Source organism: Stenotrophomonas indicatrix (assembly GCF_002750975.1).
Lineage (GTDB): Bacteria > Pseudomonadota > Gammaproteobacteria > Xanthomonadales > Xanthomonadaceae > Stenotrophomonas > Stenotrophomonas indicatrix.
Map to the genome: position 1 here is coordinate 526,856 of NZ_PEJS01000001.1, position 25,848 is coordinate 552,703.

A 25,848-nucleotide genomic window follows, 5' to 3' on the forward strand; every position below is an offset into this window, starting at 1 on the left:
GCCCGGCGGATTGCAGAGTGCCGCTGCGCTCGCCGGGCACGGCCCGGCGCTACCATCCATTGGATCAGGGGTCGCCGGATTCGATCAAGGTATCGGTATCGAAGTGCGGTGGGCGCCGGGCGCGCGTGCGCTGCTCATACGCGTAGGCCATCTCGATCAGCTTCGGCTCGCTCCAGGCCGTGCCCATGAACAACAGCCCCGCCGGCAGGCCATCGATCTGGCCCATCGGCACGCTCAGGCTGGGGTAGCCGGCGACGGCGGCGACGCTGTAGCTCTCGCCGGGGAAGTCATCGCCGGTGCTGCGCAGGGGCCAGGCCACACCGGTCGTCGGTGCGACCAGCGCATCCAGCTTCTGCGATGCCAGCACGGCGTCGATGCCTTCCGGGCCCGCCAGTCGCCGCGCATCGCTGCGCGCGCGGATGTAGACGGGATCGCCCAGGCCTGGAGTCGCTTGGGCTTCCAGCAGCAGCTCCTGGCCGAACAGCCCCAGTTCCTGGCCCTTGTGCGCCTCGTTGAAGGCGATCAGCCCGGCCAGGCTGCGCAGTGGCGCCTGGTAGGTGTTGAGGTAGCGCTCCAGACCCGCCTTGAATTCGTACAACAGCACGATGCGCTCGGCATCGGCCCAGGCGCCCTGGTTGGGTAGTTCCACCGGTACCACCACGGCGCCGGCGCGGCGTAGTTCAGCGACAGCCTGTTCAACCAGCGGTGGCATCCCGCGATACTTCAGCAATGGTGTCTGCAGCAGGCCGATGCGCTTGCCGCGCAGGCCCTGCGGATCCAGCCGTGCGGTGTAGTCGTAGACTGCGCGGCCGGGCATGGTCGCAGTGGCGGGATCGGCGTCATCGCGGCCAGCGATCGCGGTCAGCACGGCGGCGGCGTCGGCGACGCTGCGGGTCATCGGGCCTGCGGTGTCCTGGCTGAAGGAGATCGGGATGATGCCTTCGCGGCTGACCAGGCCGACGGTCGGTTTCAGGCCGACCACGCCGTTGATCGCTGCGGGGCAGACGATGCTGCCATCGGTTTCAGTGCCGATGGCCACGCTGGCCAGGTTGGCGGCCACGGCCACCGCGCTGCCGCTGCTGGAGCCGCAGGGGGAATGACTGAGGCGGTAGGGATTGCGGGTCTGTCCGCCGCGCGCGCTCCAGCCGGAGATGGAGTCGTTGCCGCGGAAGTTGGCCCACTCGCTGAGGTTGGTCTTGCCCAGCACCACTGCGCCCGCTTCGCGCAGGCGCCGGACCAGGTAGGCATCGCCGGGGCGGAAGCCCTGCAGGGCCAGCGAGCCGGCACTGGTGGCCATCGGTGCGGCGTTGATGTTGTCCTTCAGCAGGATCGGGATGCCATGCAGGGGGCCGCGCAGGCGGCCGGCACGGCGCTCCTGGTCGCGCTGTGCGGCTTCCTTGAGGGCATCGGGGTTGAGTTCGATCACCGCGCGCAGGCGTGGCCCGGTGCGGTCCAGGGCAGCGATGCGCTTGAGGTAGGCGCCGGTCAGGGTGACGCTGTCGAGCTCACCGGCGACCATCCGCGCCTGCAGGTCGGAAACTTCGGTCTCGGCGTAGGGGAAAGGCATAGAGCTGTTGCCGGGTTCACCGGCATGCGCGGTGGACGCGGCCGGGCTGCAGCCGGCAGCGAGCCCCGCAGGCAACGCGGCGATCAGGAAGGACAGGAGGGGCGGCAAGGACAGGCGCATGGGGCAGCTTCGACGGCTCCGATCCCCAGTGTAGCGGCTGCTCAGCGGCGGCGCTTGCGCAGGTCGCGCGCCAGCACGTAGACGACGATCAGGTTGATCGCCAGCACCATCCACGAGGCCCAGCCGGGATGGCGGACGATCGCGTAGATATCGAAGGGCAGGTAGATGGAGGCGGTCAGGCAGCCCAGCCAGGAAGCCCATGCCTTGGCTTTCCAGAGGCCCCAGGCCTCGACCAGGTGCAGCAGGCCGTAGCCGATCATCGCCGCCGCAGCCAGGTGCACCGCGTCGGGACTGATTGCATTCAACAGCGAGGGCAGGGTGCCGTGATCCGGGTCCAGGCTGAAACGCCGGATCAGGGCATTGACGCCGTCGCGAAGCGGCTGCGGGCCGAGGATTTCCAGCCCGGTGGCCGCCAACAACGCCAGCATCGCCTTGCTCGCTTCGAGCAAGGCGATGACATGGAGGCCCGGATGCCGGTGTGGATCCGGGTTGTAGCCGTTCTGGCTCACGGTTCGCTGGATCAGCCGCCGCGCGAGTTCTTCTTGCGGTCGCTTTCGGTCAGGAACTTCTTGCGCAGACGGATCTCCTTCGGGGTGATCTCGACCAGCTCGTCGTCTTCGATGAAGTCCAGGGCCTGTTCCAGCGAGTACTTGATCGCCGGGGTCAGCTGGATCGCATCGTCCTTGCCCGAAGCGCGCATGTTGGTCAGCGGCTTGGTCTTGATCGCGTTGACGGTCAGGTCGTTGTCCTTGGAGTGGATGCCGACCAGCTGACCTTCATACACGTTGTCGCCTTCAGCAGCGAACAGCTTGCCGCGTTCCTGCAGCGGGCCCAGCGAGTACGCGGGGGTGGTGCCCGGCGCATTGGCGATCATCACACCGTTGATGCGCTTGGCGATGGCGCCCTGTTCCTTCGGACCGTAATGGTCGAACACGTGGAACAGCAGGCCCGAGCCCTGGGTGAGGGTCTTGAACTCGTTCTGGAAGCCGATCAGGCCACGGGCCGGGATCTGGTATTCCAGGCGGACACGGCCCTTGCCGTCCGATTCCATGTTCTTCAGCTGGCCCTTGCGGGTGCCCAGCTTTTCCATCACGCCGCCCTGGTGGACTTCTTCGATGTCCACCACCAGCTGCTCGATCGGCTCCATGGCCTGGCCGTCGATCTGCTTGATGATCACTTCCGGGCGCGACACGGCCAGCTCGTAGCCTTCACGACGCATGTTCTCGATCAGCACCGACAGGTGCAGTTCGCCACGGCCGGAGACCAGGAACTTGTCGGCGTCTTCCAGCTGTTCGACCTTCAGGGCCACGTTGTGGACCTGCTCGCGGTCCAGACGGTCCTTGATCTGGCGGCTGGTCAGGAACTTGCCACCGGACAGGTCCTTGTTGCCGGCGAACGGCGAGTTGTTGACCTGGAAGGTCATCGAGATGGTCGGCTCGTCGACGGTCAGTGCCGGCAGGGCTTCCGGGGTTTCCGGGTGGCACAGGGTGTCGGAGATGGTCAGCTCCGGAATACCGGAGATGGCGACGATGTCACCGGCTTCGGCGGTATCCTGCTCGATGCGCTCCAGGCCCAGGAAGCCCAGCACCTGGGCGACCTTGCCGTTGCGCTTCTTGCCTTCACGGTCGATCACCGCGACCTGCATGTTCTTCTTCAGGGTGCCGCGCTGGATGCGGCCGATGCCGATCACGCCCACGAAGTTGTTGTAGTCCAGCTGGCTGATGCGCATCTGGAACGGACCTTCCGGGTCCACTTCCGGCTTCGGCGCGTGCTGCATGATCGCTTCGTACAGCGGGGTCATGTCGCCGTCGCGCACGGTGTCTTCCAGGCCGGCGTAGCCGTTCAGGGCCGAGGCGTAGACGATCGGGAAGTCCAGCTGCTCATTGGTGGCGCCGAGCTTGTCGAACAGGTCGAAGACCTGGTCGATCACCCACTCCGGACGCGAGCCCGGACGGTCGACCTTGTTGACCACGACGATCGGCTTGAAGCCCATCGCGAAGGCCTTCTGGGTGACGAAGCGGGTCTGCGGCATCGGGCCGTCCATCGCGTCGACCAGGATCAGCACGGTGTCGACCATCGACAGCACGCGCTCGACCTCGCCGCCGAAGTCGGCGTGTCCGGGGGTGTCGACGATGTTGATCCGGTTCTTGATACCGGTCTTCTTGTCTTCCCAGGTGATGGCGGTGTTCTTGGCCAGGATGGTGATGCCGCGTTCCTTTTCCTGGTCGTTGCTGTCCATCACGCGCTCGGCGAGGACGGTACGCTCGGACAGGGTGCCGGACTGCTTCAGCAGCTGGTCGACCAGGGTGGTCTTGCCATGGTCGACGTGAGCGACGATGGCGATGTTGCGAAGATTTTCGATGGACATACGAAAGGGGGCCAGTCGGCGCCGGATTTGGAAAAAGAAGTCCAACATTATACGGCCTAGATGACCATTCGCGAAAACTGTTGCTCAGGCCTTGCCACATGGGCATTCAGGTAGGGCCGGCCCACGGGCCGGCAGCCCCACGATCTCCGGCAGGATTTGCCTGGCTGCCGGCCAACGGCCGGCACTACCACCGTCCCTGGGCATTCAGCAAAGCGTTTCCCTGCCAGCGCGGAGGTGCCTGGGCGCGTGGCGACGCGTTTGTCCAACAGGCGCCCGTTGGTCAGGGGGCGCGGTGTATCCTTATGGGGCTGATTACACACCCCGCATCCCAAGGATCTGCATGTCCCTCATCGCCACTTTCGACACCACCCAGGGCCCGATCAAGGTCGAGCTGTTCGCCGACAAGGCGCCGCTGACGGTCGCCAACTTCGTGAACCTGGTCAAGCGCGGCTTCTATGACGGCCTGATCTTCCACCGCGTGATCCCCGATTTCATGATCCAGGGCGGCTGCCCGCAGGGTCGTGGCACCGGCGGCCCGGGCTACAAGTTCGAAGACGAGAAGAATGGTGTGAAGCACCAGATCGGCTCGCTGTCGATGGCCAACGCCGGCCCGAACACCAATGGCAGCCAGTTCTTCATCACCCACATCAAGACCGATTGGCTGGACGGCAAGCACACCGTGTTCGGCCAGGTCCTGGAAGGCCAGGCGATCGTTGATTCGGTCAAGCAGGGCGACGTGATCCATTCGATCACCCTGGAAGGCGACACCGACGCCGTGCTCGCCGCCCAGGCAGAGCGCGTGGGTGAGTGGAACAAGATCCTCGCCGCCTGATCCGCCTCCTACGGCCCCCTGCAGAGGGGGCCGTTTCCATGTTGCGGCCGCCCCGCCAGGCCTGTCCCCGCCCGCGCGGCCATCTCCCACAACGCTACTTAGCTTCTTAGCAGAGGAAATCCCCATGAAAGCACCTGTTCGTGTTGCCGTGACCGGCGCCGCCGGCCAGATCGGCTACGCCCTGCTGTTCCGTATCGCCTCCGGTGAAATGCTGGGCAAGGACCAGCCGGTCATCCTGCAGCTGCTGGAGCTGCCGGTCGACAAGGCCCAGGCCGCCCTGAAGGGCGTGATGATGGAACTGGAAGACTGCGCGTTCCCGCTGCTGGCCGGCATGGTCGGTACCGACGACGCCGAAGTCGCCTTCAAGGACGCCGACATCGCCCTGCTGGTCGGCGCACGTCCGCGCGGCCCGGGCATGGAGCGCAAGGATCTGCTGCTGGAAAACGCGAAGATCTTCACCGCCCAGGGCGCCGCACTGAACAAGGTCGCCAAGCGTGACGTGAAGGTGCTGGTGGTCGGCAACCCGGCCAACACCAACGCCTACATCGCCATGAAGTCGGCGCCGGACCTGAACCCGCGCAACTTCACCGCCATGCTGCGCCTGGACCACAACCGTGCACTGAGCCAGCTGTCGACCAAGCTCGGCAAGCCGGTCGCCGGCATGGAGAAGCTGGTGGTGTGGGGCAACCACAGCCCGACCATGTACCCGGACTACCGTTTCGCCACCGCCGATGGTGCGTCGATCGCCGATGCGATCAACGACCAGGAGTGGAATGCGAACACCTTCATCCCGACCGTCGGCAAGCGCGGCGCGGCGATCATCGAAGCCCGCGGCTCGTCCTCGGCAGCTTCGGCGGCCAACGCAGCGATCGACCACGTGCGTGACTGGGTGCTGGGCAGCAACGGCAAGTGGGTCACCATGGGCGTGCCGTCCGACGGTTCCTACGGCATTCCGGAAGGCGTGATCTTCGGCTTCGCGGTCACCACCGAGAACGGCGAGTACACCCTGGTCAAGGATCTGCCGGTCGACGACTTCAGCCAGAAGTACATCGACAAGACCCTGGCCGAGCTGGAAGAAGAGCGCGCCGGCGTCGCCCACCTGCTGGGTTGATGCGGTCGGTGCCGGCACCCTGCCGGCACCTTTTCCATCAGGGTAGGTTCCGGCCGTCGGCCGGTACGCAGGAAACGGGGAGGCTTCGGCTTCCCCGTTTTCGTATGGAGTACCTGGCAACGACATGATCCTTCTGCATTACATCGACGACGCGCTGCTGGTGGCCGAGAAGCCGGCCGGCCTGCTGTCCGTGCCCGGCCGCTCGGCGGAGAACCAGGACTGCGTGGTCGCACGGCTGCAGGTGGTGTATGCCGATGCGCTGACCGTGCATCGCCTGGACCAGGTCACCTCTGGCCTGCTGCTGCACGCGCGCGGCAAGGACATGCAGGTAGCGCTGTCGATGCAGTTCGAGAAGCGCCAGGTGGGCAAGCGTTATGAAGCCATCGTGCAGGGACTGCTGGAAGATGATGCCGGTGAAGTGGACCTGCCGCTGATCGTCGACTGGCCGAACCGGCCCAAGCAGATGGTCGACCACGAACGCGGCAAGCCGGCACTGACCCGATGGCGGGTACTGTCGCGTGACACCGAGGCGCAACGCACGCGCGTTGAACTGGAACCGGTCACCGGCCGCAGCCATCAGCTGCGCCTGCACATGGCCAGCCTGGGTCATCCGATCGTCGGCGACGTGCTGTATGGCGCAGAGGCCGCGCAGCGCGTGTGCCTGCATGCGCGGAAGCTGCAGTTCACTCATCCGGTGACGGGCGAGGCGCTCGCGTTCGAGTCTACGACTCCGTTCTAGAAGGGTAGGGTGTTCGGCAGGGCTGCGCCCTGCACCCTGCTACGAACCGAAGCAATGTCAAAAGCCAAGGCAGCTCTGGATTTCTGCGTGTTGGGCGGGGCGGTGTGGGTTGGCAGGACATGCCGTTAACCCATCCATGGGGGCTCGATGGCGCCATCCATGGCGCCAACGGTCCTGCCAACCCGCACCGCCCCGCCTTCGACAGATCTTCGGTGACGGATGGTCTATCCACGCTTTGCGATGGATCAAATCCATCGGAATCGAATATTTCGACAATTGAACGAAGAGCATCCACGCATGGCGTGGATCTACGTGTCGACCAAGGTCGACACCCACCAACAGCAGCGGGAAATTGTCGGAGGCGGGGAGGGGGCAGATGGCGGGGGCGTGAGCGCCATGGATGGCGCGACCGAGCTTACAGGGACGTACTTGCAGCGTCCCCCGCCATCTGCCCCCTCCCCGCCAAACCCGGAATCTGCCATTGCTGTTGCTTCGGCTGTTGCAGTTGTCATTGCCGTTGCCGTTGCTTCTGCGGGTGCAGGGCGCAGCCCTGCCGGCAACACACCCCCTACCAAGGTAGGGCGGCCCACGCGCCAGCGCCGGACTATGCTCGAAGCCATGACTTTGTCTGGGAGGGCTGCGTCATGAACTACGAGGAAACCTACCGCCGTTCGATCGACGAGCCGGAGGCATTCTGGGGCGAGGAAGCCAAGCGCATCCATTGGCACACGCCGCCGCAACAGGTGCTCGACTACAGCAACCCGCCGTTCCGGCGCTGGTTCGTCGGTGGTGAAACCAACCTCTGCTACAACGCCGTCGACCGGCATCTGGCCGACCGCCCGGACCAGCTCGCACTGGTCGCCATCTCCACCGAAACCAACAGCACCCGCGAAATCACCTATCGCCAGCTGTATCGCGAAGTGAACGACTTCGCCGCCGTGCTGAAGCACCTTGGCGTCGGCCACGGCGACCGCGTGGTGATCTACATGCCGAACATGGCCGAGGCCGTGTTCGCCATGCTTGCCTGTGCACGTATCGGTGCGGTGCACTCGGTGGTGTTCGGTGGCTTCGCTGCGCACAACCTCGCGCTGCGCATCGACGATGCCAAGCCGAAGCTGCTGATCGCTGCCGATGCCGGCATGCGTGGCGGCAAGCTCATTCCGTACAAGGCGATGGTCGATGCCGCCTGCGCCGAAGCCAGCAGTCCGCCGCCGCACGTGCTGATCGTTTCGCGCGGGCTGGACCCGGCCGAGCCACGCATCGAAGGGCGCGACGTCGAGTACGCCACCCTGCGTGCGCAGATCGGGCAGACCGATGTGCCGGTGCAATGGCTGGAATCGAGCGAGCCCAGCTACCTGCTGTATACCTCCGGCACCACCGGCAAGCCGAAGGGCGTGCAGCGCGATGTCGGTGGCTATGCGGTGGCGATGGCACAGTCGATGCAGACCGTGTTCGACTGCAAGCCGGGACAGGTGATGTTCTCCACCTCCGATGTCGGCTGGGCCGTGGGCCATTCCTACAACGTGTATGGCCCGTTGATCGGCGGCTGCACCTCGCTGCTGTACGAAGGGCTGCCGACCAACCCCGATCCGGGCATCTGGTGGGCGCTGTGCGAGCAGTACAACGTGCGCACCATGTTCTCTTCGCCGACGGCGATCCGCGTGCTGAAGAAGCACGATGCCGATTTCATCCACCGTCACGACCTGGATGCGCTGAAGTATCTGTTCCTGGCCGGCGAGCCGCTGGATGAACCGACCGCACACTGGATCAGCGACGCGCTGGGCAAGCCGATCATCGACAACTACTGGCAGACCGAAACCGGTTGGCCGGCATTGACCCTGCTGCCTGGGCTGGACATGAAGCCGGTGCGGTTCGGCTCGCCCGGGTTCCCCAATCTCGGCTACCGGATGAAGGTGATCGACGAGAACACCGGTGAAGAGGTGGCTGCCGGGCAGAAGGGTGTGCTGGTGATGACGCCGCCGTTGCCGCCGGGCTGCATGAGCACGGTCTGGAATGACGACAGCCGCTTCCTGCAGAGCTACTTCAGCCACTTCAAGGAACTGCTGTACAGCTCGCTGGACTGGGCCATCCGCGATGACGATGGCTATACCTTCATCCTCGGCCGCACCGACGATGTGATCAACGTGGCCGGGCACCGTCTGGGCACGCGTGAGATCGAAGAGGCCATCTCCAGTCACCCGCGCGTGGCCGAGGCAGCGGTGATCGGGGTGAAGGACGAATTGAAGGGGCAGGTGCCGCTGGTGTTCGTCACCCTCAAGCAGGGGCTCGATGGCGAAGACCCGGCCGCAGTGGTGGCCGAGATGATGGCTACGGTGACCACCTCGCTGGGTGCGGTGGCGCGACCGGCGCACATCCATGTGGTCAACGCGCTGCCCAAGACCCGTTCGGGCAAGCTGCTGCGTCGCTCGCTGCAGGCATTGGCCGAGCAGCGCGACCCCGGCGACCTGTCGACGCTGGACGACCCGGGCGCGCTGGAAGAGATCCGCCGCGCGCTGGGACGCTGATCGGGGTGGTAGCGCCGGGCCATGCCCGGCGAGCGCAAAGCGCGGAAAAGCCGCCAGGGATGGCCTGGCGCTACCCAGGCCTGCCAGGACATGCGCTAAGCTCCGCCTGTCATCGACCTGCAACACGCGGCACGCGCCGGGGAACGCGCGTGCCGCCCGGGGATGGCGAACAGGGGGGCGTGCCCGCAAGGGCGTGCATGCGTATCGCATCGTGGGAAGGGGGAGCTATGGCACTGCTGCACGCCAAGACGGCCGCTGGCCGCCAGGAAATCGAAGATCGTGCCCGGCGCCTGCCGGCGGCGCTGCGTTCGATCCTGTTGATGGTTGACGGCCAGCGTGATGAAAGCGAACTGCGCGGCTTGTTCGAAGGACTGCGCGCGCCGCCGGATGCGCTGCAGCAGCTGGCTGCACTGGGCCTGATCGAAGTGGTCGGCGGCAGGGCCGAACCTGTGCCGCAGCGCGGGCTGTGCAGCGGCCGTGAGCAGGATCCGGCGCTGTACCAGCAGTTGTACGACGCGATGAGCGATGCCGTGCGCCGCCATCTGGGCCTGAAAGGCTACTTCATGCAGTTGAAGATCGAGCGCTGTACCGACGCGGTCGCCCTGGAAAAACTGTGCCCGGAAATGATCGCCGCGATCGGCAAGGCACGCAGCCCGGCGCTGGCCCAGCGCTGGTGGCAGGAGATCCAGATCTCGATGGCACCGGTCACTGCCGAGGTCGTGCCCGGCTGACGCGCGGGGTAAAGTGGTCCGCTCTTTTTCCGCCCAGGAGCCCCGCATGCAGGACGACACCGATACCCCCGGTTGGGATGCGATCAATGCCGCGCTGGCACCGCTGTACGCCGGCCAGGAGCCGCGTCACTTCGGTACCGCGCTGCCGTACACGCTGGGTGGCCAGGATCCGCTCGACGGCATCAGCGTGTACTGGGCCGAATCACCGGGTCCGCATTGGCACTACGTCACCTACGGTCTGTCAGAGCTGTATGCAAAAGAGAGCAGTGATGCGGCCACCAGTGGCTATGGTTTCGAGCTGACGTTCCGCCTGGCTGCGGACAAGGGGGAGGATGCAGGCAGCACGCCGCCTGCGTGGCCGATGAACCTGCTGCAGAATCTGGCGCGCTATGTATTCAGCAGCGGCAATGTGTTCGAGGATGGCCACCACCTCAACGCCAATGGCCCGATCGCGCTGGAGACCGACACCCGTCTCTGCCATCTGGCATTCGTTGCCGATCCGCAGCTGCCACCGCGCGACACCGCCAATGGACATTTGCAGTTCCTTCAGGTGGTGGGGCTGACCGACGAGGAAACGGACGCGATCAAGCGCTGGTCCACGCGCGGTGTCCTGCAGGTGCTTGAGGAAGCGATGCCGCTGTGGATCACCGATCTGCATCGCGGCAATCTGCTGGACGATCCGGCGCTGGCCGCGCGGGTGGAGGCCGGCAGCGAGCGTGAGGGATCCAGTACCGGCATGTTGTTCATCGAGACGCTGGACTGGCGGCAGACGGCGGGTATCACCACGCTGGTGCTGGGGGCCGGGCAGGTCGGCAGTGTGGGTGAGCTGCTGCCACTGCGCCTGCGCCACGGCAAGGCACTGACGCTGGTCAGCCGCGAACGGCAATGGGAGTTCATGCCGGCCACCGATGGCGCGGTCGCGGTCGAGGACGACAACGTGCGCTGGATACTGGATGAGGCGGCGTTGCAGGCCTGGCATGGCGTGCGGCCGCAACGCGGGACCTACCCGGTGTCGAGTACGTTGCAGGTTGAAGTGGTGCCGACGTTCCTGCGCGATGCGAAGGGCGAAGTGATCCGCGAAATCGGCTGACCGCGCCGATGGCACCGATGGGGTCGGAGCCGCCTGCTGCGCAGACGTATCCGACCCCGGTTCCATCAGGCCAGCCCTTCGGCCTTCAGCACCGCCTGCACGCCCGGATCGGCGTCCATGCGCGCCTTGTAGGCGGCCAGGTTGTCCAGGCCCGACAGGTCGACCTTGGTGCCGGCCGCCCAGCGCAGGGTGATGTAGAAGTAGGGATCGGCGAAGCTGCGGAAGCCGGCCAGCCAAGGCTTGTCGGCCAGCTGCCTGTCGGCGGTCTCGAACAGGGCGCGCAGGCGCTTGTGCGCGGCGGCGCGGATCGCGTCGTACTGGCCTTCATCGGCGATGAACTTGCCCGGCGCGAACAGTGGCGAGAACGCCGGGTGCACGTCGGAGTTGACGAAGGCCAGCCAGCGGGTGGCTTCAGCGCGCTGGCGCGGGCTGCCATCGCCGCCGAGACCGGCCTGCGGGTAGCTGTCGGCGATGTAGCCCATGATCGCCGCGTTCTGCACCAGCACGAAGTCGCCATCGACGATCGCCGGTACCGCGCCGGCCGGATTGATCTTGAGGAATTCCGGACCCTTCAGGGTGTCCTTGTTCAGCAGTTCAACCTCGAACGGCTGGCCGGTCCACTGCAGGGCGATGTGGTCGGCGGTGGAACAGGCACCGGGCTTGCTGTACAGCTTCATGGGAACTCCAGGCGGGGTGTGGCGGGAAACCACCACTATCCCAGAGCCCAGCCGCACGCGGCAACGCTGCCACCGGCAACGGATCGTTACGACTGCCGGGGCTTGAGGTTCTGCACTTTGTAGAAGGTGTGATCGCCGATGGTGGCCACCTGGTAGGCGTTGCGCCAGTTCGGGCTGGCGATGGCCAGCGCAGCGAAGTGGCTGGCGCCAGGCACGATCTCGCGGCGCTCGCCGGCTGGCAGCGCCCAGTTGCGCTCGGCGTCGAAGGCCACGTCCATCGCCTCACTCCACGCCGCATCGTTGCCCAGCTGGGTGCCGGGGGAGACGATGGTGGGGGCGAACTGCTTGCGCGCGGTCACCACCTGGCACATCGAGTCGCCCCACAGGCCACTGTCGAGGCGACGCAGGGCGACCTCGGCCACGGCCTGCTGGCCACGCAGGGTCTGGTCGCGGGCTTCCAGGTAAACGGTGGTGCTCAAACACAATGAATCAGCGGCCGGCTGCGGCAGCAACTGCGACAGCCAGAGAATCCAGGCCAGTTTCATATAACTCCTTGCTCCGTGTGGGACGCACCTGGCGGTTCCGGCAGCGCAGGCTGCTGGAGGCGGGGTACGACTTGGCGTCATGGGGAGGCGGCCATCGGGGCTGCCCCGTGGGCGGCCCCAAGAACACGATCGTGGATCGATCGGCGGGGTCCGCACCGGCTCACCGGAAACTGGCTGGTGAGCAGAAAGTCGGCGCAAGGTAGGGGGGGATTGCCGAACGCATCCTGAATCGTCCGGCTTGACATTCAGCTTGGGGGCCGGTGACGGAAATCACATTCCGGCCCCCATTCAGGTGTTCATCAGAGCGCGGCGGCGAGCCGGCTGCCCTGATCAATCGCACGTTTTGCATCGAGTTCGGCGGCCACGTCTGCACCACCGATCAAGTGTGCGGTGACGCCTGCTGCCTGCAGTTCGGCCTGCAGCGCGCGCTGCGGTTCCTGGCCGGCACAGATCACCACGTGGTCGACCGGCAGCAGCTGTTCGCTGCCGTCCACGCGGATGCGCAGGCCCGCATCGTCCACGCCCAGGTACTCGACACCACCCAGCATGCGCACGCCCTTGGCCTTCAGCGTGGCGCGGTGGATCCAGCCGGTGGTCTTGCCCAGGCGTGCACCGGGCTTGCCGGCACTTCGCTGCAGCAGCCACAGCCTGCGCGGCGACGCCTCCACGGCCGGGCGGGCCAGTGCACCGCGGGCCTCGAAGGTGGCATCCACGCCCCATTCGGCCATCCAGCGTTGCGGGTCCAGCGATGGCGAGGGGCCGTCATGGGCAAGGAACTCGCCGACATCGAAGCCGATGCCACCGGCGCCGATGATGGCGGCGCTGCCACCGACCTCGACCCGGCCCAGCAGCACATCCAGGTAGTTGACCACCTTGGCGTGGTCGGCACCGGGGAAGTCGACCTTGCGCGGCAGGATGCCGGTGGCCAGTACGACCTCGTCGAAGCCGGCCAGGCTGGCCGCGTCGGCACGGGTGCCCAGGCGCAGCTGCACGCCGGTCTCGCCCAGCTTGTGGCGGAAGTAGCGCAGGGTCTCGTGGAACTCTTCCTTGCCGGGAATGCGCTTGGCCACGTTGAACTGGCCACCGATCTCCTCGCTGGCGTCGAACAGGGTGACCTGGTGGCCGCGTTCGGCAGCGACCGTAGCGCAGGCCAGGCCGGCCGGGCCGGCGCCGACCACGGCCACCCGCTTCGGTGCGGTGGTCGGGGTGTAGACCAGCTCGGTCTCGTGGGCGGCACGCGGGTTGACCAGGCAACTGGCCAGCTTGTTTTCGAACACGTGGTCCAGGCAGGCCTGGTTGCAGGCGATGCAGGTGTTGATGGCTTCGGCGCGGCCGGCGCGGGCCTTGTTCGGCCACTGCGGGTCGGCCAGCAGCGGACGTGCCAGCGACACCATGTCGGCACCGCCATCGGCGAGGATGCGTTCGGCGACCTCGGGCATGTTGATGCGGTTGGTCGCCACCAGCGGCAACGACACGTGCGGCTTGAGCTTGGCGGTGACCGCGGCGAATGCGCCACGCGGTACCGAGGTGGCAATGGTCGGAATGCGCGCTTCGTGCCAGCCGATGCCTGAGTTGATTATCGTGGCGCCGGCGGCCTCGATGGCCTGGGCCTGCTGCACGATCTCTTCCCAGTTGCTGCCGTCTTCGACCAGGTCGACCAGCGACAGGCGGTAGATGATGATGAAATCCGGGCCGCAGGCTTCGCGGATGCGGCGCACGATCTCCACCGCGAAGCGCATGCGCTGTGCGGCGTCACCGCCCCAGCGATCGTTGCGCTTGTTGGTGCGCGGGGCGATGAACTCGTTGATGAGGTAGCCCTCCGAGCCCATCACTTCCACGCCGTCGTAGCCGGCTTCGCGGGCCAGCTTCGCGCTGCGTGCATAGTCGGCGATGTGCCGCTCGACGCCGCTGGCCGACAAGGCGCGCGGGGTGAACGGATTGATCGGCGCCTTCAGCTTCGACGGCGCTACCGACAGCGGGTGATAGGCGTAGCGCCCGGCATGCAGCAGCTGCAGGCAGATCTTCGCGCCGTGCTGGTGCGCGGCGGCGGTCAGCTGCCGATGCGGGCGCACTTCCCAAGGCCAGGACAGCTTGCCGCCGAACGGCTTGAGCCAGCCGACCACGTTCGGCGCGAAACCACCGGTGACGATCAGGCCGACGCCACCTTCGGCGCGCTCTGCGAAGTAGGCGGCCAGGCGCGGGAAGTCGCGTGCGCGGTCCTCCAGGCCGGTGTGCATCGAGCCCATCAGCACCCGGTTGCGCAGCTGGGTGAAGCCCAGGTCCAGCGGGGCGAACAGGTGGGGGTAGGCGCTTTCGTTGGCTGGCGACATGTCGATACGCTTGCGTACGGAAGCGCGAAGGGTGCCGCGAAACGGGTCCCGGGGCAAGGGCTGGCTCGCTCGGTGGCGCCGGGCCATGCCCGGCGACGCGATCACCCCTGGCCGCGCTGCGCGTTCGCCGGGCGTGGCCCGGCGCTACCCGCCGGGCTTCGGCCGATGCCGAACCAGCCAAGCGTGACCCCGCACAACGGTCCGATCAGCAACGCGAAGGCGAGCGTGCCGACGCCGACATTGCCGCCCAGCCACCAACCCAGCAGCAGCACGCTGCCTTCAATCAGGCTGCGCACCTTCCAGATCGGCCAGCCGGTGCGCGCGTGCAGTCCGGTCATCAGGCCATCGCGCGGGCCAGCGCCGAGCTTGGCGCCGATGTACAGGCCGGTGGCCAGCGCCACCAGCAGCATGCCGGCGCAGAACATCGCCACCTGCCAGCCGAGGCCGACCGCCGGGGGCAGCAGCCACAGTCCGAACTGCGCCGAAGGGCCGATCAGCATCACGTTGAGCACGGTACCGACACCTGGCTTCTGCCGCAGCGGCCACCACAGCAGCAGCACCAGCGCGCCGATCACGTTGGTGGCCAGGCCGAACGACAACGGGGTCTGTGCAGCAATGCCCTGCGAAAGCACGTCCCACGGCGCGACACCGATGGCGGCGCGGATCATCAGCGAGGCGCCGAAGCCGTAGAGGAACAGGCCGATGATCAGTTGCAGCAGGCGCAGGGGCAGGGCGGTGGGCATGACAGGCTCGGGGGGGGAGGGAAATCTGTTTCCACCCTATCCCCGAAACAGGTCATTCAATAGATACAGATGCCGGCCAATCCACTGTGACAGCTGTGGGTGGTGAATCAGTCGTCCCAGCCGGCCAGCGCCAGCTTGCCGATGGTGCGGCCGCCGGCCAGACGTTGATGAGCGACGTCCAGGTTGGCCGCATTGATCGGGCCCAGCACTTCGCTCAGCGTGCCGCGCAACTGGCCCGCGTCGATCATGCTGGCGGCGCGGTTGAGGATGCGGTGCTGCTCAATGCGGTCGGCGGTGGCAAAGCGCGCGCGGGCGAACATGAATTCCCAATGGATGCCGATGCACTTGGTTTTGTAGGGATCGCCGATGCGCAGCGGGCCGCGGGGTTCCACGATCAGGCCTACATGTCCCTGTGGTGCCAGCAGCTGGCCCAGTTCGTCCCAGTAGTGATCGGTGTCGGCCAGGTTGAGTGCCACCTGCACTTCGTCGACGCCAAGCGCCTGCAGCTGCGGCAACAGGGGCTGGCGATGGTCGATGACATGCTGGGCGCCCATCCGCCGGCACCAGTCGATCGAGGCTTCACGCGAGGCGGTGGCAATGACCTCAAACCCCGCGTGGTGGGCCAGCTGGATCGCCATCGAGCCGACTCCGCCGGCACCACCGATCACCAGCAGGCGCTGGCCGGCGTGGCGGCGATCATCAAGCTGCAGGGGCATGCGCTGGAACAGCAGTTCCCAGGCAGTAAGGGTGGTCAGCGGCAGTGCGGCCGCTTCGGCGAAATCGAGGGTGGTCGGTTTGCGTGCCACCAGCCGCTCATCCACCAGCTGATACTGCGCATTGCAGCCAGGGCGGGTGACATCTCCTGCGTAGTACACCTCGTCACCGGAGGCGAACAGGCTGGCCTCCTCGCCCATCGCTTCGACCACCCCTGCCGCGTCCCAGCCGAGAATGCGCGGGGTATCCAGCGACGCGGCCGGCGTGGCTGCACGCAGCTTCCCGTCGACAGGATTGACGGAAAGTGCTTCGACACGGATCAGCAGGTCACGGCCACGCGGCGGCTGCGGCGGTGGCAGCACCAGATCGCGCAGGGCAGGGGCGGAGTCACGGCACAGGGCGACGGCTTTCATTGCAGCTCCAGCTCGGTTCCTGTCTGCATCATAAGGTTCCTCACCTCGATGGGCGCGCGCTGAACCGCTTTGGGATAACCCGCGCCAAATCTGACGCATCTGGCCGTTAAACCCTTCCAAACCCTTGTGGTGCGTGGGTCTTGCGGATTTTCATCATCCTGTATAGGGTTTCAACGTCGGACCGGTGGCCGGTCGTGCGCGGCGCTTCACATGTTACGGGACTGTTAACATGACCTTCACCCGCCTGAGCATAATGTTCGCGGCGGTGGCGTGCTGAATCGGCTGTCTGAACATCGACGCAGTAGTGCTGGCCCATGCCTCTACCGGTTTCATACCCCCGAAATAGGAGCTGTACTCAATGAACAAGAAGATCCTTACTGCCGCGCTGCTGGGCGGTCTGGCTTTCGCCCAGGCTGCGTCGGCGCAGGAGTTCGATGACCGCTGGTACCTGACCGGTTCGGCCGGCTTCAACTTCCAGGACAACGACCGCCTGACCAACGACGCTCCGTTCGTGACCCTGGGTCTGGGCAAGTTCATCAGCCCGAACTGGTCGCTGGATGGTGAGCTGAACTACCAGAACCCGAACTTCGACGCCAACCAGGACAAGAACTGGTCGCAGTACGGCGTGTCGTTCGATCTGCGTCGCCACTTCATCAAGGAAGGCCGCGGCTGGAACCCCTACATCGTGGGCGGCCTGGGCTACCAGAAGTCGGAAGAAGAGTACAACCCGATCGCCGGTGGCCTGGCTGACCGCAAGGACGGCAACCTGGCTGCCAAGCTCGGCGTCGGCCTGCAGACCACCTTCGACAAGCGCGTTGCTGTCCGCGCCGAAGTGGCGTACCGCGCTGACTTCGACGACCAGAGCATCGCCGCGCGCGACGAAAGCTGGTTCGGCGACGTGCTGGCTTCGGTCGGCGTCGTGATCCCGCTGGGCCCGGCCCCGGTGGCTGCTGCTCCGGCTCCGGCTCCGGTTGCCCCGAGCTGCGCCGACCTGGATGACGACGGTGACGGCGTCAACAACTGCGACGACAAGTGCCCGAACTCGCAGCCGGGTCAGACCATCGGTCCGGACGGTTGCCCGGTGCCGGTCTCGATCGACCTGAAGGGCGTGAACTTCGACTTCGACAAGTCGAACCTGCGTCCGGACGCTGTGGCCATCCTGAGCGAAGCCACCGAGATCCTGAAGCGTTACCCGGATCTGCGCGTTGAAGTTGCCGGTCACACCGACTCGAAGGGTACCGACGCTTACAACCAGAAGCTGTCGGAGCGTCGTGCTACCGCGGTGTACAACTACCTGACCAAGAACGGCGTCGACGCTGGCCGTCTGGCCGGTCCGATCGGCTACGGCGAGAGCCGTCCGATTGCGCCGAACACCAACCCGGATGGTTCGGACAATCCGGAAGGTCGCGCCAAGAACCGTCGTACCGAGCTGAACGTCCAGAACTAAGTTCTGACGCTCTGCCAGTAAGACACAGCAGGACCCGGCTTCGGCCGGGTCTTGTTGTTTGTGCGGTCCGCAATGATGAATCAGCGCTGGAATGGTGACCGTTCGTCGGCAATTTGCTTATGAAACCAATGAGTTGGCGTATTCATTGAAAGTGGCGCTTGAAAGATGACGCGGCATTGCTAAACTCGCCGCGTCACTTCCTTTCGTGGATGCCCTCATGCTGCGCTCTGCATCGGCTGCCGTTCTGGCGCTGGCCCTGGTTCCTGCTGCTCACGCTGCGGTCGATTGCTCGGTCAACACCAGCGCCTCGCCGCTGCCGTTGCCGGCCACGGCCGTCGCCCCGGTGGCCGACGAGCTGTACATCCGCAGCAGCCAGCTGGGCATGTCCAGCGGCGTGCTGGGCAGCAGCTACGATCCGTCGCAGTCGCTGGACCAGGTGCTGCAGCGCTTGCGCATCGATGGCTGCCAGAACATCGCCAAGGCGATTCCGAGCGCGCCGGCGGTGAAGCCGAATGATCCGGCCGCGTACAAGCCGCAGACCGAGTTCGACAACACGCCGTGGCGCTTCGACATGAGCCAGAACGGCAAGCGCATGACCGCCGAAGAGTTCGACGCCTGGATGAAGGCGCGCGGCGTACGCGTGGTCAAGGCGCGTCCGGTTCCGGCAGCCACCCCGGCCGCAGCCGAAGTGCCGGCTGAGACCAAGCCGGTCGACAAGAAGTAAGCGCGGCGGGGAGCAGAGGCTTGCGCACGCGCCGCCCACCTGCCGCCCCCGCTGCCCGCTCCCACGCGGCGCGTGGGCGTGCGAATCCCGCTGCGGTTTCCGCTGGCGTGCGCCATGGCCTGGCGCGCGTGCTGTCCAAGGCGGGTGTGTGCTCGCGCAGCGAGGCCGCGCGCTGGATCGCCGATGGCCGCGTTCGTGTCGCCGGGCGCATCGTCCGTGATCCGGAATTCCCGATTGCCAGCCCGGCGCCACCGATCGAGGTCGACGGCCAGCCGATGGGCGCACCGCAACGTCTGTACCTGATGCTCAACAAACCGCGCGGGGTGGTCACCACCGTGCAGGATGAGCGTGGCCGCGACACCGTGTACCGCTGCTTCGATGGTGCCGGCCTGCCGTGGATCGCGCCGGTCGGTCGCCTGGACAAGGCCAGTGAAGGCCTGTTGCTGTTCAGCAATGATCCGCAGTGGGCTGCGCGCCTGACTGATCCGCAGACCGGCCCGCACAAGACCTACCACGTGCAGGTGGATCGCCTGCCCGACGAGGACACCCTGGCCGCGCTGCGCGCCGGTGTCGAAGACGAGGGCGAGTTCCTGCTTGCCCTGGCCGTGCGCGTGCTGCGCAGCGGCGACAAGACCGCCTGGCTGGAGGTGGTCCTCGACGAGGGCCGCAACCGCCATATCCGTCGCCTGCTGGCGGCCTTCGACCTGCAGGTGCTGCGCCTGGTCCGCGTTGCGATCGGAGAGCTCACGCTCGGCGATCTCGGCAAAGGCCAGTGGCGGGCGCTGGAGGTCAGCGACCAGCAGCGGCTGGGGGCCGCTGCACCGGGCTGAGTGATGCCCACGGCCGGCGCTTGCCGGCCACCGTTCCAGGCGTAGGGGGCGCCTGGTTGTCGAATGTCCAGAACGGAGCCTGCCATGTATCACCCGACCCTCAAGCAAACCCTGCGCTGCGCCAGCCTGTTGTTGCCGATCGTGCTGTTGACGGCCTGCGGCGGCCACAAGAAGGCGGCCAAGGCCGATCGCCCGGCCGAAACCCCGGTGGTTGAAGTAAAGACCCCGGAGCTGGATGGCCGCGGCAGCTATCGCTTCATGATGAGCAACGGCGACCAGAAGATGACCGCCGACCAGTTCGATGCCTGGATGAAAGCCAATGGCATCCGCGTTGCCAAGGGCAACGGGCAGGACGCTGTGGCCAAGCCGGTGGTGGTCGCCAGCAAGGACGAGCCCAAGGACAAGAAGAAAAAGAAGAAATAAGGCCTGGCAGGTGCCGACCTTGGTCGGCACGCCCTGATGGGTAGCGCCGGGCCCGTGCCCGGCGAGCGCATGGCGCGGCTATCGGGAAACCGCCGGGCATGGCCCGGCGTTATCCGTGGGTGATCAGCCCTTGATCACGCCCAGCTCGACACCGATGCGGGTGAATGCATCGATCGCGCGGTCCAGGTGCTCGCGGCTGTGCGCGGCGCTGATCTGGGTGCGGATGCGGGCCTGGCCCTTGGGCACCACCGGGAAGAAGAAGCCGATCGCATAGATGCCTTCTTCCAGCAGCCGCTCGGCGAATTTCTGCGCCAGCGGTGCGTCGTACAGCATCACCGGGCTGATCGGATGCACGCCGGGCTTCACGTCAAAGCCGGCAGCGGTCATCTTCTCGCGGAAGTAGGTGGTGTTGGCGGCCAGGGTGCTGCGCAGGTCATCGGCCGCGGCCAGCATCTCGAACGCCTTGATGCCGGCGGCGACCACGTGCGGCGGCAGCGAGTTGGAGAACAGGTACGGGCGCGAGCGCTGGCGCAGCAGCTCGATCACTTCGGCGCTGGCGCAGGTGAAGCCACCCAGTGCGCCGCCCATGGCCTTGCCCAGGGTGCCGGTGATGATGTCGATCTTCTCCAGCACGCCCTTGACCTCGGCCGAGCCGCGGCCTGTCGCGCCGAGGAAGCCGGTGGCATGGCATTCGTCGATGTGCACCAGCGCGTTGTACTTCTTCGCCAGCGCGGTGATCTCGTCCAGCGGCGCGATGAAGCCGTCCATCGAGAACACGCCGTCGGTGGTGATCAGCTTGGTCTTGCAGCCGGCCGCATCGGCGGCCTGCAGCTGCGCTTCCAGGTCGGCCATGTCGCAGTTGGCGTAGCGGAAGCGCTTGGCCTTGCACAGGCGCACGCCGTCGATGATCGAGGCATGGTTCAGTGCATCGGAAATGATCGCGTCGTTCTCGCCCAGCAGCGGTTCGAACAGGCCGCCGTTGGCGTCGAAGCAGGCCGCGTACAGGATGGTGTCCTGCTTGCCGAAGAAGTCGGCGATCTGTTTCTCCAGCTGCTTGTGCAGGTCCTGGGTGCCGCAGATGAAGCGCACCGATGCCATGCCGAAACCGTGGCTGTCCAGCGCGTCCTTCGCGGCCTGGATCAGGTCAGGATGGTCGGCCAGGCCGAGGTAGTTGTTGGCACAGAAGTTCAGCACCTTGCGGCCGTCCTCCAGGGTGATCTCGGCGGACTGCGGGCTGGTGATGATCCGCTCGGACTTGAACAGGCCCTGGGCGCGGATGGCGTCCAGTTCCTCAGCATAGTGGCGGGTCAGGGCGGAGGAGTCGGTCATGGCGTGGGCACGGCTCAGCACGGGGAAACCGCTGATTCTACCGGGCATCGACGGCTGCGGACCGGGCCGGATGGGGCACCGCCATGGCCGGCACATGTTGCATCGCAATAGCAAACGGGTTAAAAATTCGTGAACCGGGGCTGTCTGGCTCCGGTTGCTGCGCCCGCTGCAGATCCCCGCCTTCCACGCCACCGACCCCACCGGAGACGCTCATGAAGCACGCCCGTGCCTGCCTCGCCATTGCCGCCGCCCTGACCCTCGCGCCGTTCGCCGCCAGCGCCCAGGACAACGAATCTCCGTACAGCTGGAACGTCACCGCCGTCTCGGACTACCTGTTCCGTGGTGTGTCGCAGACCGATGAGGATCCGACCCTGCAGGCCGGCTTCACCTACACCAGCCCGGTTGGCCTGTATGCCGGTGTCTGGGGTTCGGGCGTGGACTTCGGTCCGGGCGATCCGAAGACCGAGGTCGACTACCTTATCGGCTACGGCGTGGACGTGACCGAGCGCGTCAACTTCGACGTGCTGTTGAACCGTTACACCTACCTCAAGGCCAGCCACCAGAACTACAACGAGCTGATCACCACCACCACGCTGGACGACACCTACAAGCTGACGGTGGCCTACAGCAACGATGTGTGGAACAGCAGCACCGACGGCTGGTACTTCGGCCTGGGTGGCAGCTGGGGCCTGCCGAAGGACTTCACGCTCAACGCCAACGTCGGCCGCAGCACCTTCGAGGACGGTATCGCCAAGGACTACACCGACTGGAACGTCGGCGTCGCCCGCCAGTTCGGCCTGTTCAATGTCGGCCTGGGTTACTACGGCACCGATGGCAACGGCCGCGACAACTCCGGCAAGCTGGCCCACAGCCGGGTGATGCTGAGCGTGGCCGTAGGCAAGTAACGCCGCAGGCGTTACGGTAGGTGCCTGGCTTGCCTGGCACGCTTCACGAAAAAGGCGCCCAATGGGCGCCTTTTTCGATTCCGCAGCGTTCTTGATTCCATCTGGGGGAGAGCCCCCTTGTTGTTCAAGGGGGCGCGCCGACGGCGCGGGGATAAGGAAACCTGCGGGGGAATTGACCCGAAGGGTCAATTCCAGCTGAGGACCACCTTGCCGGCCTTGCCTTCTTCCATCAGGTCGAAGCCCTTCTGGAAGTCGTCGATCGGCAGCTGGTGGGTCATCACCTTGCCGAGCGGGAAGCCGGACAGCACCAGCTGGGTCATCTTGTACCAGGTCTCGTACATCTTGCGGCCGTAGATGCCCTGCACGGTCAGGCCCTTGAAGATGATCTTGTCCCAGTCGCAGCCGGCACCCTTGGGCATGATGCCGAGCATGGCGATCTTGCCGCCGTGGTACATGCAGTCGAGCATGTCGTTGAACGCGCGCGGGTTGCCGCTCATTTCCAGGCCCACGTCGAAGCCCTCCATGTGCAGTTCCTTCATCACGTCCTTCAGCGACGTGTTGGCGACGTTGACCACGCGGGTGGCGCCCATGTCGGCGGCCAGCTTCAGGCGGAAGTCGTTGACGTCGGTCACCACCACGTTGCGTGCACCGATGTGCTTGCAGATGCCCGCCGCGATGATGCCGATCGGGCCGGCGCCGGTGATCAGCACGTCTTCGCCGATGACGTTGAATTCCAGCGCGCAGTGAGCGGCATTGCCGTACGGGTCGAAGAAGGCGGCCAGCTCGGAGGGGATCTGGTCGGGGATCGGCCACAGGTTGCTGGCCGGCATCACCATGTATTCGGCGAACGCACCGTTGACGTTGACGCCGATGCCGACGGTGTTCGGGCACAGGTGCGGACGACCGCCGCGGCAGTTGCGGCAGTGACCGCAGACGATGTGGCCTTCGGCCGACACGCGCTGGCCGATCTCGTAGCCGGTCACGCCCGGGCCGATCTCTGCGATGCGGCCGACGAACTCATGGCCGATGGTCAGGCCCGGCTTGATCGTGCGCTGGCTCCATTCGTCCCACAGGTAGATATGCAGGTCGGTGCCGCAGATCGCGGTCTTTTCCAGCTTGATCAGGACCTGGTTGGGGCCCGGGGTCGGCACCGGAACCTCTTCCATCCAGATGCCCTTGGCCGCTTCGCGCTTGACCAGGGCCTTCATCGTTTGCTGCGCCATCGGGGTGGAACTCATCAGGGGGAAAGCGCGGATTATAGGGCGCCACGCGGATTTCCCATGTTGCGCTGCGGGTGCAGTGGTGGAACGAAAGCTGTGCGCAGGCGGGCGTTTCGAACAGCGCCACTGCGTTCGCCGGGCATGGCCCGGCGCTACCGGCAAATCGCGCGGGTAGCGCCGGGCCATGCCCGGCGGGCCGGGGGCCATGACTTCCGGGGTTCGGGCCGGGGCAGGGCGGCGGGCTACAATCGAGGGTTCCACTACCAGGGGCCGCTCCATGCGCTCGAACCTGCTTGCATTCTCCGTCGTCGCCAGCCTTGGGCTGGTCCAGGTCGCCCATGCCGCTGAAGGCATGTGGGTGCCGCAGCAGCTGCCGGAAATCGCCGGCCCGCTGCAGAAGGCCGGCCTCAAGCTGTCCCCGGAACAGCTGGCCAACCTGACCGGCGACCCGATGGGCGCGGTGGTCGCGCTGGGCGGCTGCACCGCCAGCTTCGTCTCCCCGCAGGGCCTGGTGGTCACCAACCACCACTGTGCCTATGGTGCGATCCAGCTGAACTCGACCGCACAGAAGAACCTGATCAAGGACGGCTTCAACGCGCCCAAGCTCAGCGATGAACTGAGTGCCGGCCCGAACGCCCGCGTGTTCGTGCTCGACCAGATCACCGACGTCACTGCCCAGGCCAAGGCGGCCATCGCCGGCGCCGGCAAGGACCCGCTGGCCCGCAGCCGTGCGCTGGACGCTTTCGACAAGGCCCAGGTCGCCGCGTGTGAAGCCGATGCCGGCTTCCGCTGCCGCCTGTATTCATTCTCCGGCGGCAACACCTACCGTCTGTTCCGCAACCTGGAAATCAAGGACGTGCGCCTGGTCTATGCACCTCCGGGCAGCGTCGGCAAGTTCGGCGGTGACGTCGACAACTGGATGTGGCCGCGCCACACCGGTGATTTCTCGTTCTACCGTGCCTACGTCGGCAAGGACGGCAAGCCGGCGGCGTTCTCGGCCGACAACGTGCCCTACCAGCCCAAGCACTTCCTGAAGTTCGCCGATACGCCGCTGGGCGCCGACGACTTCGTGATGGTGGCCGGCTACCCGGGCCGCACCAACCGCTACGCGCTGGCCGGCGAGTTCAACGAGACCGCCAGCTTCACCTACCCGACCATCGCCCGCCACTACAACGCGGTGCTGAAGATGATCGCCGACGCCGGCAAGGCCGACGCCGACGTCAAGGTGAAGTACGCCGCCACCGCGGCCAGCATGAACAACGTGGCCAAGAACTACCTGGGCCAGCTGGAAGGCTTCAAGCGCATCGATGCCGCCGGCCAGAAGCAGGCCGAAGAAGCGGCGGTGCTGGCCTGGCTGAAGAAGCAGGGCGCTGCCGGCAAGCCGGCACTTGCCGCGCACGCGCAGCTGCTGCAGCACCTGGATACCAGCAAGTCGACGCGCGAGCGCGACCTGTTCGTCGGCCAGTTCAACAACACCTCTGCAGTGGGCGCGGCCATCACCCTGTACCGCCTGTCGATCGAGCGCAGCAAGCCCGATGCCGAGCGCGAAGCGGGTTACCAGGACCGCGACCTGACCACCATCGAGGGCAGCCTGAAGCAGATGGATCGCCGCTACGTGGCGAAGATGGACCAGCAGCTGCAGACCTACTGGCTGGACCAGTACGTGGCCCTGCCGGCCGCCCAGCGCGACAACGAGGTGCTGAACACGTGGTTGGCCGGCAGCGATGCCACTGCGGTGAAGTCGCTGGTGACCAAGCTGGGCGGCACCGGACTGGGCAGCCTGGACAACCGCCTGAAGTGGTTCAAGGCCGATCGCGCTGCGTTTGAAGCCAGCAATGATCCGGCCATCCAGTACGCGGTGGCCGTCATGCCGGCGCTGCTGAAGCAGGAAGAGCAGAAGAAAATCCGCGAGGGCGAATCGCTGACCGCTCGTCCGCTCTACCTGCAGGCCGTGGCCGACTACAAGAAGAGCCAGGGCGAGTTCGTCTATCCCGATGCCAACCTGTCGCTGCGCATCACCTTCGGCAACGTGATGGGCTATGGCAAGGACGGCGTGAAGTACACCCCGTTCACCACCCTGGAAGGTGTGGCGGCGAAGGAAACCGGTGAGGATCCGTTCGACTCGCCGAAGGCCCTGCTCGATGCGGTCAAGGCCAAGCGTTACGGCGGTCTGGAAGACAAGCGGATCGGTTCGGTACCGGTGAACTTCCTGTCCAACCTGGACATCACCGGCGGCAACTCCGGTTCGCCGGTGCTCGATGCCAACGGCAAGCTGGTCGGCCTGGCCTTCGACGGCAACTGGGAATCGGTCAGTTCCAACTGGGTGTTCGACCCGGTGATGACCCGCATGATCGCCGTCGACAGCCGCTACATGCAGTGGATCATGCAGGAAGTGGCGCCGGCGCCGCAGCTGCTGAAGGAACTGAACCTGGCGAAATAAACCGGTTGCGGTAGTGCCGGCCGCT

22 protein-coding genes are annotated in these 25,848 nt (G+C 66.1%); 12 read left to right on the forward strand and 10 right to left on the reverse strand.

The genetic code is table 11. The annotated features are described in order from the left end of the window. Nucleotides 1-64: 64 nt before the first annotated feature. Genes CR918_RS02415 through typA form a run of 3 tightly spaced genes read right to left on the reverse strand, consistent with a single transcriptional unit; the run spans nt 65 to nt 4,055 of the window. Nucleotides 65-1,687 carry an amidase gene (locus tag CR918_RS02415; RefSeq protein WP_099841968.1) on the reverse strand — a complete coding sequence of 541 codons (1,623 nt, stop codon included), beginning with the start codon at nt 1,685-1,687 and terminating at the stop codon, nt 65-67. Between the two features lie 41 nt (nt 1,688-1,728). Further along, the gene (locus CR918_RS02420) at nt 1,729-2,196 is read right to left on the reverse strand and encodes a DUF2127 domain-containing protein (protein WP_099782957.1); all 468 of its coding nucleotides are present in this window, start codon (nt 2,194-2,196) and stop codon (nt 1,729-1,731) included. Between the two features lie 11 nt (nt 2,197-2,207). After that, complete coding sequence (typA, locus tag CR918_RS02425) at nt 2,208-4,055, reverse strand: translational GTPase TypA (protein WP_025879437.1); 1,848 nt, start codon at nt 4,053-4,055, stop codon at nt 2,208-2,210. Between the two features lie 340 nt (nt 4,056-4,395). Between typA and CR918_RS02430 the strand changes: the two genes are divergently transcribed. The 6 genes from CR918_RS02430 to CR918_RS02460 all read left to right on the forward strand — a co-directional run bounded on the left by CR918_RS02430 (nt 4,396) and on the right by CR918_RS02460 (nt 11,083). Beyond that, nucleotides 4,396-4,887, forward strand: a complete 492-nt coding sequence (locus CR918_RS02430; protein WP_025879436.1) for a peptidylprolyl isomerase — start codon at nt 4,396-4,398, stop codon at nt 4,885-4,887. Between the two features lie 124 nt (nt 4,888-5,011). Continuing rightward, entirely contained in the window at nt 5,012-5,998 is a 987-nt protein-coding gene (locus tag CR918_RS02435; protein ID WP_025879435.1) for a malate dehydrogenase, read from the forward strand. A 124-nt stretch (nt 5,999-6,122) separates the two neighbouring features. Beyond that, entirely contained in the window at nt 6,123-6,737 is a 615-nt protein-coding gene (locus CR918_RS02440) for an RluA family pseudouridine synthase (protein ID WP_099841969.1), read from the forward strand. A gap of 644 nt (nt 6,738-7,381) precedes the next feature. Continuing rightward, nucleotides 7,382-9,262, forward strand: a complete 1,881-nt coding sequence (prpE, locus tag CR918_RS02450; RefSeq protein ID WP_099841971.1) for a propionate--CoA ligase — start codon at nt 7,382-7,384, stop codon at nt 9,260-9,262. 227 nt (nt 9,263-9,489) lie between these two features. Next, nucleotides 9,490-9,993: a hypothetical protein gene (locus CR918_RS02455; RefSeq protein ID WP_025878083.1), complete on the forward strand. Its 504-nt coding sequence runs from the start codon at nt 9,490-9,492 to the stop codon at nt 9,991-9,993. 46 nt (nt 9,994-10,039) lie between these two features. Beyond that, complete coding sequence (locus tag CR918_RS02460; protein WP_099841972.1) at nt 10,040-11,083, forward strand: suppressor of fused domain protein; 1,044 nt, start codon at nt 10,040-10,042, stop codon at nt 11,081-11,083. 65 nt (nt 11,084-11,148) lie between these two features. Here the strand turns inward: CR918_RS02460 and CR918_RS02465 are convergent, their stop codons facing one another. The 5 genes from CR918_RS02465 to CR918_RS02485 all read right to left on the reverse strand — a co-directional run bounded on the left by CR918_RS02465 (nt 11,149) and on the right by CR918_RS02485 (nt 16,505). Next, nucleotides 11,149-11,760, reverse strand: a complete 612-nt coding sequence (locus CR918_RS02465; protein WP_099841973.1) for a glutathione S-transferase N-terminal domain-containing protein — start codon at nt 11,758-11,760, stop codon at nt 11,149-11,151. 86 nt (nt 11,761-11,846) lie between these two features. Continuing rightward, on the reverse strand, nt 11,847-12,305 hold the full coding sequence (locus CR918_RS02470; RefSeq protein WP_025878087.1) for a cell wall hydrolase: 459 nt from the start codon (nt 12,303-12,305) through the stop codon (nt 11,847-11,849). Between the two features lie 299 nt (nt 12,306-12,604). Continuing rightward, nucleotides 12,605-14,635, reverse strand: a complete 2,031-nt coding sequence (locus tag CR918_RS02475) for an NADPH-dependent 2,4-dienoyl-CoA reductase (RefSeq protein WP_099841974.1) — start codon at nt 14,633-14,635, stop codon at nt 12,605-12,607. Nucleotides 14,636-14,736: 101 nt separating this feature from the next. After that, nucleotides 14,737-15,378: a membrane protein YczE gene (yczE, locus tag CR918_RS02480; protein ID WP_099841975.1), complete on the reverse strand. Its 642-nt coding sequence runs from the start codon at nt 15,376-15,378 to the stop codon at nt 14,737-14,739. 107 nt (nt 15,379-15,485) lie between these two features. Continuing rightward, nucleotides 15,486-16,505 carry a zinc-binding alcohol dehydrogenase family protein gene (locus CR918_RS02485; protein WP_099841976.1) on the reverse strand — a complete coding sequence of 340 codons (1,020 nt, stop codon included), beginning with the start codon at nt 16,503-16,505 and terminating at the stop codon, nt 15,486-15,488. Nucleotides 16,506-16,863: 358 nt separating this feature from the next. On the opposite strand from CR918_RS02485, the gene CR918_RS02490 reads away from it, so the two are divergent. The 4 genes from CR918_RS02490 (at nt 16,864) to CR918_RS02505 (ending at nt 19,929) form a co-directional block, all read left to right on the forward strand. Then, a complete protein-coding gene (locus CR918_RS02490; RefSeq protein ID WP_032977421.1) occupies nt 16,864-17,952 on the forward strand; it encodes an OmpA family protein in 1,089 nt (362 codons plus the stop codon). Between the two features lie 217 nt (nt 17,953-18,169). Next, nucleotides 18,170-18,676: a hypothetical protein gene (locus tag CR918_RS02495; protein ID WP_025878093.1), complete on the forward strand. Its 507-nt coding sequence runs from the start codon at nt 18,170-18,172 to the stop codon at nt 18,674-18,676. Nucleotides 18,677-18,696: 20 nt separating this feature from the next. Beyond that, a complete protein-coding gene (locus tag CR918_RS02500) occupies nt 18,697-19,506 on the forward strand; it encodes a pseudouridine synthase (RefSeq protein WP_207759515.1) in 810 nt (269 codons plus the stop codon). 84 nt (nt 19,507-19,590) lie between these two features. Continuing rightward, nucleotides 19,591-19,929 carry a hypothetical protein gene (locus CR918_RS02505; protein ID WP_080149947.1) on the forward strand — a complete coding sequence of 113 codons (339 nt, stop codon included), beginning with the start codon at nt 19,591-19,593 and terminating at the stop codon, nt 19,927-19,929. A gap of 123 nt (nt 19,930-20,052) precedes the next feature. On the opposite strand, the gene kbl is transcribed toward CR918_RS02505, so the two are convergent. Continuing rightward, on the reverse strand, nt 20,053-21,258 hold the full coding sequence (kbl, locus tag CR918_RS02510; protein WP_059066100.1) for a glycine C-acetyltransferase: 1,206 nt from the start codon (nt 21,256-21,258) through the stop codon (nt 20,053-20,055). 212 nt (nt 21,259-21,470) lie between these two features. Between kbl and CR918_RS02515 the strand changes: the two genes are divergently transcribed. Next, nucleotides 21,471-22,163, forward strand: a complete 693-nt coding sequence (locus CR918_RS02515) for a TorF family putative porin (protein ID WP_032977413.1) — start codon at nt 21,471-21,473, stop codon at nt 22,161-22,163. A 185-nt stretch (nt 22,164-22,348) separates the two neighbouring features. Here the strand turns inward: CR918_RS02515 and tdh are convergent, their stop codons facing one another. Continuing rightward, complete coding sequence (gene tdh, locus CR918_RS02520) at nt 22,349-23,371, reverse strand: L-threonine 3-dehydrogenase (protein WP_032952044.1); 1,023 nt, start codon at nt 23,369-23,371, stop codon at nt 22,349-22,351. A gap of 289 nt (nt 23,372-23,660) precedes the next feature. On the opposite strand from tdh, the gene CR918_RS02525 reads away from it, so the two are divergent. Then, complete coding sequence (locus CR918_RS02525) at nt 23,661-25,823, forward strand: S46 family peptidase (RefSeq protein ID WP_025878099.1); 2,163 nt, start codon at nt 23,661-23,663, stop codon at nt 25,821-25,823. The last annotated feature ends 25 nt before the right edge of the window (nt 25,824-25,848 follow it).